This is a genomic window from Streptomyces sp. NPDC030838 (assembly GCF_055572035.1).
On the sequence record NZ_JBVIED010000014.1, the window covers coordinates 187,282 to 200,572 of the forward strand.

9 protein-coding genes are annotated in these 13,291 nt (G+C 73.3%); 2 read left to right on the forward strand and 7 right to left on the reverse strand.

Annotated features, from left to right (window positions below; translation table 11 throughout):
* Positions 1 to 239 precede the first annotated feature (239 nt).
* A complete protein-coding gene (locus ACZ42A_RS30510; protein WP_468530507.1) occupies positions 240 to 449 on the forward strand; it encodes a hypothetical protein in 210 nt (69 codons plus the stop codon).
* A 513-nt stretch (positions 450 to 962) separates the two neighbouring features.
* Entirely contained in the window at positions 963 to 2,510 is a 1,548-nt protein-coding gene (locus ACZ42A_RS30515) for a serine/threonine-protein kinase (protein ID WP_468530607.1), read from the forward strand.
* A gap of 66 nt (positions 2,511 to 2,576) precedes the next feature.
* Here ACZ42A_RS30515 and ACZ42A_RS30520 read toward each other — a convergent pair whose 3' ends face one another.
* The 7 genes from ACZ42A_RS30520 to ACZ42A_RS30550 all read right to left on the reverse strand — a co-directional run bounded on the left by ACZ42A_RS30520 (position 2,577) and on the right by ACZ42A_RS30550 (position 13,246).
* A complete protein-coding gene (locus ACZ42A_RS30520) occupies positions 2,577 to 3,395 on the reverse strand; it encodes a TrmH family RNA methyltransferase (RefSeq protein ID WP_468530508.1) in 819 nt (272 codons plus the stop codon).
* A gap of 108 nt (positions 3,396 to 3,503) precedes the next feature.
* Entirely contained in the window at positions 3,504 to 4,736 is a 1,233-nt protein-coding gene (gene cobA, locus ACZ42A_RS30525; protein ID WP_468530509.1) for a uroporphyrinogen-III C-methyltransferase, read from the reverse strand.
* Positions 4,737 to 4,875: 139 nt separating this feature from the next.
* Positions 4,876 to 9,156, reverse strand: coding sequence for a nicotinate-nucleotide--dimethylbenzimidazole phosphoribosyltransferase (gene cobT / locus ACZ42A_RS30530; protein WP_468530510.1), 4,281 nt, complete (start codon positions 9,154 to 9,156; stop codon positions 4,876 to 4,878).
* A 344-nt stretch (positions 9,157 to 9,500) separates the two neighbouring features.
* Positions 9,501 to 10,712, reverse strand: a complete 1,212-nt coding sequence (gene cbiE, locus ACZ42A_RS30535) for a precorrin-6y C5,15-methyltransferase (decarboxylating) subunit CbiE (RefSeq protein ID WP_468530511.1) — start codon at positions 10,710 to 10,712, stop codon at positions 9,501 to 9,503.
* 100 nt (positions 10,713 to 10,812) lie between these two features.
* A complete protein-coding gene (locus tag ACZ42A_RS30540; RefSeq protein ID WP_468530512.1) occupies positions 10,813 to 11,451 on the reverse strand; it encodes a GNAT family N-acetyltransferase in 639 nt (212 codons plus the stop codon).
* A gap of 127 nt (positions 11,452 to 11,578) precedes the next feature.
* Positions 11,579 to 12,394: a MetQ/NlpA family ABC transporter substrate-binding protein gene (locus tag ACZ42A_RS30545; RefSeq protein ID WP_468530513.1), complete on the reverse strand. Its 816-nt coding sequence runs from the start codon at positions 12,392 to 12,394 to the stop codon at positions 11,579 to 11,581.
* Between the two features lie 21 nt (positions 12,395 to 12,415).
* Positions 12,416 to 13,246, reverse strand: a complete 831-nt coding sequence (locus tag ACZ42A_RS30550) for a MetQ/NlpA family ABC transporter substrate-binding protein (protein WP_468530514.1) — start codon at positions 13,244 to 13,246, stop codon at positions 12,416 to 12,418.
* Between the last annotated feature and the right edge of the window lie 45 nt (positions 13,247 to 13,291).

Consider the following 13,291-nt stretch of genomic DNA (forward strand, 5'->3'; position numbering starts at 1 on the left):
GTCACACCGGGTGTCCCCTCCGGGAAGACCCCGAGGTGTAGGACCTCGTCTCCACCCAGGGGAGTACTCCGCAGGTGACGGCTCATCCTCCGGGAGGCCGTCAGATCGGTACGAGGGCATGACGTCCGGCGTCGGCCGCGCGCCTAGATTTGAGGTCAAGCGGCGGGTGCAGTACTCGTCCCCCGAGGTCGGACACCCGCCGCTGCCAACGACAACCGAGCACGGTCAGGAGCGGGACCATGGCCCACACGGCATCGCGGACGCTGATCCGCGAGGAGGGACGCAAGGCGTACGCCGCCGCGTTCCGTCCGCGCCGTCAGGGCCGCCGCCACCCCCTGGTGGCGACGCTGATGGCCCTTCCCCTGGCGGTCCTGCTCCTCCTCGTCTTCGACGGGTGGGAGACAGTGGCCACACAGGCGTCGTCCGTGGGCGAGATGCTGGGGCGCTGAGCGGCGACCCCAGGCCCGGAAGAGCGGTCCGGGCGGGGACATCCACCCATAACCCCGTGGGGACGGGGGTGCGGCGGACGGCAAAAATGCCGGCGCAGCTGGGGAGCTGCGCCGGCATTGCTTTTCCCGCCCTTGCCGGCCGTGTCCCCGGGGCACCGGTGTACGGACGACGCCCCGGTGCGGGTGACTTCGCTCACTTCCACCGCCCTTCGCCGTACCGCCGTCTCCGCCCGGCGGCCCGCCCTGCTCGACACCACCTCGTAGGTACGTTTCGTGTCGCCGGCGTCCATGACCATCTCCACGCGGTCACCCTTCATGGGGCCAATCACCCTTCCGTGACGGATGGTTGGGGGAACGGGGGGAATGAAGTCGTCCTGTATCCCCGCTCCCTGACCATCCTTCAAGTGTCCCTACCGGCACTGACAATCGATCGGGGCGAGAGGGCGCGGCCTCTGCGCGCAGGCGGCCGGGGAAACGTAAGCTGTGGCACGTCACACGGACCGGGCAGCGGGGATGAACATGGCGATGATGCGCCTGAGGCGCGAGGACCCGCGCGTCGTCGGCTCGTTCAAGCTTCACCGACGGCTCGGCGCGGGCGGGATGGGTGTTGTCTACCTGGGCTCCGACAAGAAGGGGCAGCGGGTCGCCCTGAAGGTGATCCGGCCCGATCTGGCGGAGGACCAGGAGTTCCGGTCGCGGTTCGCGCGCGAGGTCTCGGCGGCACGACGGATCCGGGGCGGGTGCACGGCCCGGCTCGTCGCGGCGGACCTGGAGGCGGAGCGGCCGTGGTTCGCCACACAGTACGTGCCCGGCCCGTCCCTGCACGACAAGGTCGCCGACGAGGGGCCGCTCGGTGCGGCCGACGTCGCCGCGATCGGGGCCGCCCTGTCGGAGGGGCTGGTCGCCGTGCACGAGGCCGGGGTCGTACACCGGGATCTCAAGCCGTCCAACATCCTCCTGTCACCCAAGGGTCCGCGGATCATCGACTTCGGGATCGCCTGGTCGACCGGGGCCTCGACGCTGACCCACGTCGGCACCGCGGTCGGCTCCCCCGGCTTCCTCGCCCCCGAGCAGGTGCGCGGCGCCGCCGTCACGCCGGCCACGGACGTGTTCTCGCTGGGCGCCACGCTCGCGTACGCGTCCACCGGTGACTCGCCCTTCGGGCACGGCAGTTCCGAGGTGATGCTGTACCGCGTGGTGCACGAGGAGCCGCTGCTGCACGGCGTCCCGGACGCGCTGGCCCCGCTGGTCCGGGCGTGTCTGGCGAAGGACCCCGAGGAGCGGCCCAGCACCCTGGATCTGTCGCTGCGGCTGAAGGAGATCGCCGCCCGGGAGGCCCAGGGCCTGCTCGACGGGCGGCCGCCCGCGCCGCGCGGCGGTGAGCTGGACCGGCCCACCGGACGGCTCTCGGACACCTACCCCGACCAGCAGCGCGCCCAGCCCGGACGGCGCCCGCAGGGCACGCCGGCACCTCGGCGTGCGGGGGCGGGCGGCTCGGCGCCTGTGCGGGGCGGGACTCCGTCGTCGCCGGGCAGCCGTATCCCCCGGGGCACGGAGCCCTCGTCCCGGTCCGGGGCGCGGTCTACGCCGGTGTCGCGGAACACGCCGGTGCCCAGGAACACCCCCGCGTCGAGAAACACGTCCTCGTCCAGAAGCACGTCTTCGTCCAGAAACACTGCCTCGTCCAGGAACACGCCGGTCCCGCGGAACACGCCTGCCCCGCGCGGCACGACCCGCCCCGGTGGCGGGAAGCGCCCGATGCCGCGTGGTGGGCCCGGGCGGCCGGCGCCCAGGACCGGGACCGGGCGGCGGCCGGCCAATCCGCGGCTGCTGCGTCAGCGGCTGTTCGTGTTCGTCGTGGTGACCCTGCTCGTGGCGCTCGGCATCGCTCTGGTGCAGGGTTGCCAGGGCCCGGCCCGCGGGCTCGGGGGCGAGCCGGGCGGCGGGAGCGGGAACGAGCGCCAGGAGCAGGTGGAGACCGGCTACACCCCGCTCGACGAGAGCGGGTTGATGTCCGAGCGATTCGAGTCGACCCTCGAGATGACCGAGCCGCCCGAGTAGCCGTATCGATGGCCGGGCCGCCGCCCGAGCAGCCGTATCTCTGAGAGCAGGCCGCCCGGGCGAGCGTTACGGCTGCGGGCGGCCCGTCGCCACCGCGTAGAACGCGACCGCCGCGGCGGCGCCCACGTTGAGCGAGTCCACGCCGTGCGCCATGGGGATGCGGACCCATTCGTCGGCGGCGACCAGGGCCTGGGTGGTCAGGCCGTCGCCCTCGGCGCCGAGCATCAGGGCGACCCGGTCCATGCGGTGCGGGGCGGCCTCGTCGAGGGTCTTGGCCTTCTCGTCGGGGGTGAGGGCGAGCAGGGTGAAGCCGGCCTCGCGGACCGACTCGAGGCTCTTGGGCCAGGAGTCGAGGCGGGCGTACGGCACGGAGAAGACCGCGCCCATGGACACCTTCACGCTGCGGCGGTACAGGGGGTCGGCGCAGTCCGGGGAGAGGAGCACCGCGTCCATGCCGAGGGCGGCAGCGGAGCGGAAGATCGCGCCGATGTTGGTGTGGTCGTTGACGCCCTCCATGACCACCACGCGGCGGGCGGTCTGGAGGAGGTCGGCAGCGGTCGGCAGCGGCTTGCGCTGCATGGAGGCCAGCGCGCCGCGGTGCACGTGGTAGCCGGTGACGCGTTCGGCGAGCTCCGGGCTGACCGCGTAGACGGGCGCCGGGAGCTCGTCGATGACGTCGCGCATGACGTCGACCCACTTGGCGGACAGCAGCATCGACCGCATCTCGTACCCGGCGTCCTTGGCCCGCCGGATGACCTTCTCGCCCTCGGCGATGAACAGGCCCTCGGCGGGTTCGCGCTTGCGGCGCAGCTCGACGTCGGTCAGGCCGGTGTAGTCGTGCAGGCGCGGGTCGTCGGGGTCCTCGACGGTGATGAGATCGGCCACAGGGTGATACTGCCTTGCTCTGGGTGTGCTGCCAACGGCTCGGGACGGGTTCTGTTACCCGGGGTTACTCCCGGCTTGCGTCCGGGTCGCGCCCGGCTCGCGTCCACTTCAGTCGGACGTCCGGGGGCCGACGTTGACGACCTCGCCGATGACGATGACCGCCGGCGGCTTGACCTCCTGCGTACGGACCGTCTCGGCGACCGTGGCCAGGGTGGCGTCCACCCGGCGCTGGGCGGCCGTGGTGCCCTCCTGGACCAGGGCGACCGGGGTGTCCGGGGACTTGCCGTGCGCGACCAGGGTCTCGGCGATCTTGCCGATCTTGTCGACGCCCATGAGGATCACCAGCGTGCCGGTGAGCTTGGCGAGCGACGGCCAGTCGACCAGGGAGCGCTCGTCGTTGGGGGCGACATGGCCGCTGACCACGGTGAACTCGTGGGCGACGCCGCGGTGGGTGACCGGGATGCCGGCGGCGCCCGGGACGGAGATCGAGCTGGAGATGCCGGGGACGACCGTGCAGGGGATGCCCGCCTCGGCCAGCGCCTGGAGCTCCTCCATGCCCCGGCCGAAGACGTAGGGGTCGCCGCCCTTCAGCCGTACGACCGACTTGCCCTGCTTCGCGTGCTCGATCAGGGCGTTGTTGATGGCCTCCTGGGCCATGAAACGGCCGTACGGGATCTTCGCCGCGTCGATCACCTCGACGTGCGGGGGCAGCTCCGCGAGGAGGTCGCGCGGGCCGAGGCGGTCGGCGATGACGACGTCCGCCTCCGCGAGGAGGCGGCGCCCGCGGACCGTGATCAGGTCCGGGTCGCCGGGGCCGCCGCCGACCAGGGCGACGCCCGGGGTGCGGGTGCGGTGGTGCGGGGCGACGAGGGTGCCGTCGCGCAGGCCCTCGACGACCGCGTCGCGGATGGCGGCGGTGTGGCGGGGGTCGCGGCCGCGCGCGTCGGTGGTGAGGACCGCCACCGTGACGCCCTCGCTGTGGCCCGTCGCCGGGGTCCAGGCGGTGGCCGCGTCGGCGTCGTCGGAGCGGACGCACCAGACGCGGTGGCGCTCCGCCTCGGCGGAGGCGGCGCGGTTCGCCTCGGCGTCGCTGGTGGCGATCAGGGCGTACCAGGCGTCGGCGAGGTCGCCTTCCTGGTACGGGCGCTTCTGCCAGGTGATCTCGCCCGCGTCCGCCATCGCCTCGACCGAGGGGGTCGCCTCGGGGGATACGAGGAGGACGTCGGCGCCTGCCGCGATGAGGGCGGGGAGGCGGCGCTGGGCCACCTGACCGCCGCCGAGGACGACCACGCGGCGGCCGGTGAGGCGGAGGCCTACGGGGTAGGCGGGGTGTTCGGCCATGAGGGGACGGCTCCTCGTGGGGGCAGGCGGGGGGCGCTTCGGCGTCGGAGCAGCCCTGACGTGCGGATTTTAGAGTGCGGAGGGGGCAGGCGGCAGGGGCGGTCCGATGGCTGAACACCGGACCGCCCCGGGGGCGCGCCTACTTCTCGGTGACGCCCGCCGAGTCGAACGTCGCCACCTCGTGCATCGCCCGGGCCGTGCTCTGGACCATCGGGAGGGCGAGGAGGGCGCCGGTGCCCTCGCCGAGGCGGAGGTCGAGGTCGACCAGGGGGCGCAGGCCCAGCTTGTTGAGGGCGGCGACGTGGCCCGGTTCGGCGCTGCGGTGGCCCGCGATGCAAGCGGCCAGGACCTCGGGCGCGATGGCGCGGGCCACCAGGGCGGCGGCGCCGGCGCTGACGCCGTCCAGGATCACCGGCGTACGCAGGGACGCGCCGCCGAGGAGGAGGCCGACCATGGCGGCGTGTTCCAGGCCGCCGATCGCGGCGAGGACGCCGATGGGGTCGGCCGGGTCCGGCTGGTGGAGTTCGATGGCGCGGCGGACGACCTCGGTCTTGCGGGCCAGGGTCTCGTCGTTGATGCCGGTGCCGCGGCCCGTCACCTCGGCCGGGTCGGTGTCCGTGAAGACGGAGATCAGGGCGGCGGACGCGGTGGTGTTCGCGATGCCCATCTCGCCCGTGAGCAGCGCCTTGTTGCCGGCCGCGACCAGGTCGCGGGCGGTCTCGATGCCGACCTCGATGGCCTGCCTGGCCTCCTCGCGGGTCATCGCCGGACCGGTGGTCATGTCGGCGGTGCCCGGGCGGATCTTGCGCGGCAGCAGGCCCGGGGTGGCCGGGAGGTCGGCGGCGACGCCGACGTCGACGATGCAGACCTCGGCGCCCACCTGGTTGGCGAACGCGTTGCAGACCGCTCCCCCGCCGAGGAAGTTGGCCACCATCTGGGCGGTGACCTCCTGCGGCCAGGGGGTGACGCCCTGGGCGTGCACGCCGTGGTCGCCGGCGAAGATCGCGACGGCCGCGGGCTCCGGGATCGGCGGCGGGCACTGCCGGGACAGGCCGCTGAGCTGCGCGGAGATGATCTCCAGCATGCCGAGCGCGCCGGCCGGCTTGGTCATCCGCTTCTGCCGCTCCCAGGCCTCGCCGAGCGCCTTGGCGTCCAGCGGGCGGATCTGGGCGACGGTCTCGGCGAGCAGGTCGTGCGGCTCCTCGCCGGGCAGGGCGCGACGGCCGTACGTCTCCTCGTGGACCACCCAGGACAGCGGGCGGCGCTTGGACCAGCCGGCCTGCATCAGTTCGGGCTCGTCCGGGAATTCGTCGACGTACCCGACGCAGAGGTACGCGATGACCTCCAGGTGCTCGGGCAGGCCGAGGGCGCGGACCATCTCGCGCTCGTCGAAGAAGCTGACCCAGCCGACGCCGAGGCCCTCCGCGCGGGCGGCGAGCCACAGGTTCTCCACGGCGAGGGCTGCGGAGTACGGGGCCATCTGCGGCTGGGTGTGACGGCCCAGGGTGTGACGGCCGCCGCGGGTCGGGTCGGCGGTGACGACGATGTTCACCGGGGTGTCGAGGATGGCCTCGATCTTCAGTTCCTTGAACTGCTTCGCGCGGCCCTTGGGGAGGGACTTCGCGTACGCCTCGCGCTGGCGCATGGCCAGTTCGTGCATGGTCTGCCGGGTCTCGGCGGAACGGATGACGACGAAGTCCCAGGGCTGGGAGTGGCCCACGGAGGGGGCGGTGTGCGCCGCCTCCAGGACGCGGAGCAGGACCTCGTGCGGGATGGGGTCGCTGCGGAAGCCGTTGCGGATGTCGCGGCGCTCGCGCATGACCTTGAGGACGGCCTCGCGCTCGGCGTCGTCGTAGGCGGGCGCGGCCGGGCCGGTGGACTGACGTGCTTCTGCCACGGGTGCCGTGCCTTCTTCTTCCTGGTCTTCCTGGTCTTCCTGGTCGGCGCCCCGGGTGTCCAGGTCGTCGGCCTGCTGTACGAGTGCCACGTCCGCGTCCGCTTCGGTGGCGGCCGCGGCCGTCGGCTCGGCCTCGCGGGGAGCGGGGACCGTGACGACCGGTTCCGGTTGCTGCGACTGCGGCTGCGGCTGCGGGTCCTGGGCTTCTTGGGCTTCCCGGGCCGACGTGACGCCGTGCGGCGGGGTGGGGGCGAGGTGCGGGGTGGTCGGGATCGAGCCCTCCACCGGGACGAACTGACCGAGCGGCTGCTCCGCCCCGGGCTCGGCGGCCAGGGGCGCGGTGTCCTGCCCGGACGGCGCGGTGGCCTCCGGGGCGGTCTGTGCGTCGGCGGCGACAGCCTCGGGCGCGGCCTCCGGGTGTGCGTCCGGGGTGGGAGTGGCCTCGGGGGTCTGGTCCGCGACCTGCTCCGGGATGACCTGCTCCGCGGTCGGCTGCTGCGGGGCGGCGTCGACCGGCTGCGCGGGCTGCGGAATCGGTGCGGCCTCCGTGGCCTCCGGCACGGCAACGGGCGCGGGAGCAGCCGCTTCCGGGGCCTGCGCCGGGGCGGGGACGACGGCCTCGGGGGTCTGGGGAGCGGTGGGCTCGGGAGCCTGCGGTGCCTGGGCCACGGCGGGCTGGGGGGCCTGGGGCGCGTCGGCCACGGCCGACTCGGGGGCCTGCGGTGCCTCCACCACGACCGCTTCGGGGGTCTGCGGCACCTCGGCCACGACAGACTCCGGAGCCTGCGGCACCTCGGCCACGGCGGGCTCGTGGGCCTGGGGTACCTCGGCCACGACCGCTTCGGGGGTCTGCGGCACCTCGCCCACGACAGCGTCCGGCGCCTGCGGTGCCTGGGCCACGACAGACTCCGGAGCCTGCGGTGCCTCGGCCACGACCGCTTCGGGGCTCTGGGGTGCCTCGGCCACGGCAGCGTCCGGAGCCTGGTGCATCTCGGCCACAGCGGACTCCGGGGCCTGGGGAACCTCGGCCACGACCGCTTCCGGGGTCTGCGGCACCTCGGTCACGACAGCCTCCGGAGCCTGCGGTGCCTCGGCCACGACAGGCTCCGGCGCCTGCGGCACCTCGGCCACAGCGGGTTCGGCGGCCTGCGGTGCCTCCGGAGCCTGGGGCATCTCGGGCGCCATCGCCTCAGCCGTGGGCGGCACGTCGGGCGCGGCCGCGTCCGGGGTCTGCGGAAGCTGGACCGCGACCGGTTCGGGGGTCTGCGGAAGCTGGGCCGCAACCGCCTCAGCCGCCTGCGGCACCTCAGCCACCACCGCCTCAGCGGCCTCCGGCACCTCGCCCGCGACGGGCTCGGCGAGCTGCGGCGCCTCGGGCGCCTGGTCGAGGCCGGGAGCCGTCGCCTCGGGTGCCTGCGGCGTCTCGGGGGCGACCGCGTCGGCGGCCTGCTGCTCGGGGGCCGTCGGCACCTGAGCGACCTGAGCCGCCTCGGGCATGGGGGCCGCCTCCGGGACGACGGGCTGCACCGGTACGGCGACCGGCCCCTGGACGGGTTCGATGTGCTGCGGCTGCTCGGACTCGGCGGGCTGCGGCTCTACGGCAGACTGCGGCTGCACGGTCCCCTCAGCACCGGTCTCATGACCGACCTGCTCGGTCGCCGGAGCGTCTGCGACCTGAGCGGCGTCAGCGGCCGTCTGCTGGGCATCGGCCGCCACCGGCACAGCGGCAGGCACCTCAGCGACGTCACCGGCGACCGGCACAGCGCCAGAGCCCTCACCGGCGTCAGCGGCGACCGCCTGCCCGGTCTCCGCGACCGGCGCGCCGGCCTGCGGCTCTTCAGCCTGAGCCTCAGTACCCGGCGCCTGCTCGCCCTCGGTCTGGCCACCCCCCGCCGTGGACGCCGCCACCGCCTGGTTCGTCAGGCGGGCCACCGCGGCCTGGGCCGCGTCCGCGGGCTCGGGCGCGGTCGGGACAACCGTTTCCGCAGGCGGGACCTCTGTGGCGACCGGCCCCGGGGCCGGAGCAGCGGCACCCCAGGGGGCCGCGCCCTGCGGCGGGACGTCGAGGTACTCGGGGCCGGCGGTCGGCGGGCCCGGCTGGCGGACCGGCGCGCCCGCGGGGCCGCGGTCGGCGAGGGAGCGGACCGGGCTGGCGGAGGCGTCGGGGATCGGCGGGCCGAGGTGCAGCGGCCGGCGCGGGGTGATCGGCGGGATCGGCGTCGTCGGGGCGGTCGGCACCGCCGGGTTCGGCAGGCGGACGCCGCTGAGGTCGACCGAGCCGCTGTCGCGCCCGGCCAGCTCGTGCGGGCCGGGCTCGTGGACCGCCTCGACGACCGGCTCCGGGGCGGGCGGGGCCACCTCGTTGCCCCAGGCGCCCTGGGCGCCGGGCAGCAGCAGGTCTTCGTCCTCGGCGGGCGTCTCGGAGAGGTACGTGTACGCGGCGGGCGCGGGAACGCCCGGCTGCTCCACCGTGCCTGCGTTCTCCGGCAGCCCCTCGCCCGGGACCTGGCCGGTGTCGGTCATGCGTACCCCTCGCCCATCGGTTGATGCTTCTACGACCAGCTCACCCGGAACGGCGCACCGACCGCCCGTAGTGAAGAACGAGCGTGCGTGCCCAGCGGCACGAACGACCGCCCGGAAAAGGCGACAAAGCCATTCAGTGGCATTGTCGCGGTCGTTCCGCCGTCAGGACAGCTCGATCCACGACGGCCCGCTGTGGACTGCGCCACGTTGCGCGTCCTCCGGTTTGTGCCGTACCACACGCACCCCAAGATGGGCGCGTTTACCGGACATTGACCGACGGGGCGCCGGATGTCCGAGTGCGGTGCAGCGATCGGCCAGCCTACCGCGCCGGTACGACAACAGGATCACGGGGCGCGATCCGGGAGAACCCCGCTGAGCAGGAACGCGACGCTCCGCTCCGTCTCCGTCCAGTGCCGGGTGTCGAGTTCCACGGACTGGAGCAGGGCGCACTGGACGCGGTAGCCGTGCTCGGTCAGGTCGCGGCCGATGAGTTCGGCCGCGTCGCGGGTGCCGGCGTGCGTGACGATGCGCTGCGGGCGGCGGTCGGCGACCGCGGAGACCACGGCCGCTCCCCCGCCGCCGATCCGGACGACGTCCGGTTCGGGCAGGTTTTCGAGTACATGCGGGGCGGTGCCCTGGACGGCCTGGAGTTGGACGCCGAAGCGGCGGGCGGCGGCCACGGCGCGGGCGCAGGCGCCGGGGTCGCGGTCGACGGCGATGACGGCGGCTCCGGCCCGTGCGGCCTCGACGGCGAAGGCACCGGAGCCCGAGCCGATGTCCCACACCAGGTCGCCGACGCGGGGGCCGAGGCGGGCGAGTTGGGCGGCGCGCAGCGGTTCGGTCTCGCCTTCGCCGAGTTCGGCGTCGTAGACCTCGGCGGGCAGCGTCCAGCCGCGCGGTCCGGTGGCCGGATCGCGGCCGGCGATCCAGCCGCCGCTCTCCCCCGCGCCGACGGGTCCGCCGATGACGATGACGACGTTCGGGTCGCGCCAGGCGTGGTCGGGGGCCTTGTCGGAGGTGACGACGGTGACCTGTTCGCGCTCGGTGCCGAGTTCCTCGCAGATGACGAAGGTGCGGTGGACGCCGTCCAGCAGAAGGCCGAGTTCGGCGGGGCCGGCGCCGGGCGCGGTGAGCACCGCCACTTTGGTGTGGGCGCGGCATACGTTCACCGCGCGTCGCAGGGTGCGGGGATGTGCGACGACCACCTGTGCGTCGTCCCAGGGCATGCCGGCGCGGGCGAAGGCGGCGGCGACCGAGGAGACCGCGGGCACGACTTCGACCTCCAGGCCGAATTCGGGGGCGCGCAGGGTGCGGACGACGCCGAAGAAGCCGGGGTCGCCGTCGGCCAGCACCACGGCCGTGCCGCGGTGGGCGGCGATGCGGCGGGCGGCGAGGGCGACGCTGCCGAGGCGGACGCGCTCGGCGGTGGGCGGCACCTCGGGGAGGGCGAGGTGGTGGGCGGCACCGGCCACCAGGGTGGCGGCGCCGAGGGCGGCGCGTGCCGCGGCGGTCAGCGGAGAGCCGTCCCAGCCGATCACCGTGACCCGGTCGGCCATCGTCGTCAGTCTCCCGTGGGTTTGCGCAGGTCGTCGGGGGCAGGCTCCGTGAGGGTACCTGGTGCGAGCGGGGGCGCGGCCGGTGGCCTCGCCGGTGGGTTCAGTTCCAGTCCGAGTACGACGTGAAACCTCCGTTGCCGGCCAAGTCGTCGGCGACGTCGGTCAGGTCCTCCGGCAGCAGGCTCCAGACGATGATGTCGGTGCGTACGTCGGTCCACCCCCCGCTCTCGGTGCGGGCGCGCGCTATCCAGGCGCCGCGCAGGACGCCCTCGCTGATGCAGCCGATCTTCTGGGCGACCTGCTGGGAGGCGGTGTTGTCGGCGGCGGTGCGCAGCTCCAGCCGTTCGAACTTCTGGTCGTCGAAGAGCCACCGGGCGGTGGCCAGGGCGGCTTCGGAGGCGTAGCCCTCGCCGCGGGCCCAGGGGGCGATGACGTAGGCGATCTCGCTGGAGCGGACCCGCCAGTCGGTGTTGCGCAGATGGACGATGCCGACCAGGCGCTGGGTCAGGAACTCGGTGACGGCGAAGACGATGCCGCGGCCCTCGGTGCGTTCGGCGGGGGCCTGCTCGGTGATCCAGGTGCGGGCGTCGGCCTCGGTGTAGGGGTGCGGCACGGAGGTCCAGGCGACCACGAGTTCGTCGTTCATCATCTCGGCGAAGGCCTCGATGTCCGGCTCTTCGAAGGGGCGCAGGACCAACCGCTCCGTGCTGATGGAGATGTTGGGGAAGGTGCTCGTCATGGCGCCGCTCCGTAACCTTTTGAACCGTCAGGCCTGCTGAACTGCCCAGCATGCAGCATGAAAGCACCGAACCGCACCACGGGGTCCCCTCCTCGCCGGAGGGGACCCCGTGGTGCGGTCGGACGGGTCAGCCGGAGGTGACCGGCAGGACCGAGCCCTGGTACTTGTCCTCGATGAACTTCCTCACCTCGGGCGAGGTGAGCAGGTCGGCGAGCTTCCTCACCCGCGGGTCGTCCTCGTTGCCGCGCTTGACGGCGAGGAGGTTGGCGTAGGGGTTGTCCTTCGCCGACTCCAGGAGGATGGCCTCCTCGGTGGGGCTGAGGCCCGCGTCCTGGGCGTAGTTGTTGTTGATGACCGCGGCGGCCACGTCGTCGAGCGAGCGGGGCAGCTGGGCGGGCTCCAGCTCCTTGAACGTGAGGTTCTTGGGGTTGGCGGTGATGTCCGCGGGGGACGCGTCCGTACCGGCGTCCTTCTTGAGCGTGATCACGCCCTTGGAGGCGAGCAGCTTCAGGGCGCGGCCCTCGTTGGTGGTGTCGTTGGGCACGGCGACGGTGGCTCCGTCGGCGAGCTCGGTGACGTCGTCGATCTTCTTGGAGTAGACGCCCATGGGCGGCAGGTAGGCGTCCACGACCGGGACCAGGTCGGTGCCCTTGGCCTCGTTGAAGTCGTCCAGGTAGGGCTCGTTCTGGTACAGGTTCGCGTCCAGCGTGCCCTCCTGGAGGGCGGTGTTCGGCAGGACGTAGTCCGTGAACTCCCGGATCTCCAGCTTCAGGCCGGCGTCCTCGGCGAGGTTGTCCCTGATGTACGTCAGGACCTCGCCGGCCGGGACGGCGGTGGCGCCGACGACGAGGGTGTCGTCGTCGCCACCGGAGCCCGAGCCGCAGGCGGTCAGCCCGAGGGCCAGCGCCGCGGCCGCCGCCGTGACGAGAGGGGTCTTGCGCATGATGAGACTCCTCTCGGTGGGTCAGAAGGAGGCGATGACCGAGCCGTCGTACTCGTCCTCGATGAACTTCTTGACCTCGGGGGAGGTCAGCAGCTCGGCGAGCTTCTTGACGCGCGGGTCGTCCTCGCTGCCCTCCTTCACGGCGAGGAAGTTGCCGTACGGGTTGTCCTTGGCGGACTCCAGCACGAGCGCTTCCTCGGCGGGATTGAGGTCGGCCTCGATGGCGTAGTTGCCGTTGACCACGGCGGCGTCCACGTCGTCCAGGGAGCGCGGGGTCTGGGCCGCCTCCAGCTCCTTGAACTTGAGGTTCTTGGGGTTCTTGGTGATGTCCGCGGGGGTCGCCTCGTTGCCCACGCCGTCCTTGAGGGTGATCAGCCCGTTGTCGGCGAGCAGCTTGAGGGCGCGCGCCTCGTTCACGGTGTCGTTGGGGACGGCGACGGTGGCACCGCTCTTGAGGTCGTCGGCGCTCTTGACCTTGTTCGAGTACAGGCCGAGCGGCTCCAGGTGGACCGTGACGACGGGCACGATGTGGGTGCCGTTCTTCTTGTTGAAGTCGTCGAGGTACGGCTGGTTCTGGAAGTAGTTGGCGCCGACGGAGCCGTCCTCCGTGGCCGTGTTCGGCGTCACGTAGTCGGTGAACTCCTTGACCTCCAGCTCGAGGCCCGCGTCCTTGGCGAGGTTGTCCCGGACGTAGTTCAGGATCTCGGCGTGCGGGGTGGGGCTGGCGGCGACGACCAGGGGGCCGTTCGCGTCGGAGCCGGAGTCGCTGTCGGAGGAGCCGCAGGCGGTGAGCCCGAAGGTGAGGGCTCCGGCGGCGAGGACGGCGGTGGTGATCTTGGCGGTGTTACGCACGAAAAGTGCCTTTCCTTATGGGTGGTGCGACCCCGTCGTGGGTGG

Coding starts and splice junctions, on each gene's coding strand:
- ACZ42A_RS30510 (WP_468530507.1), top strand. CDS start 240: ATGGCCCACACGGCATCGCGGACGCTGATCCGCGAGGAGGGACGCAAG.
- ACZ42A_RS30515 (WP_468530607.1), top strand. CDS start 963: ATGAACATGGCGATGATGCGCCTGAGGCGCGAGGACCCGCGCGTCGTC.
- cobA (WP_468530509.1), bottom strand. CDS start 4,736: ATGGCCGAACACCCCGCCTACCCCGTAGGCCTCCGCCTCACCGGCCGC.
- cobT (WP_468530510.1), bottom strand. CDS start 9,156: ATGACCGACACCGGCCAGGTCCCGGGCGAGGGGCTGCCGGAGAACGCA.
- cbiE (WP_468530511.1), bottom strand. CDS start 10,712: ATGGCCGACCGGGTCACGGTGATCGGCTGGGACGGCTCTCCGCTGACC.
- ACZ42A_RS30540 (WP_468530512.1), bottom strand. CDS start 11,451: ATGACGAGCACCTTCCCCAACATCTCCATCAGCACGGAGCGGTTGGTC.
- ACZ42A_RS30545 (WP_468530513.1), bottom strand. CDS start 12,394: ATGCGCAAGACCCCTCTCGTCACGGCGGCGGCCGCGGCGCTGGCCCTC.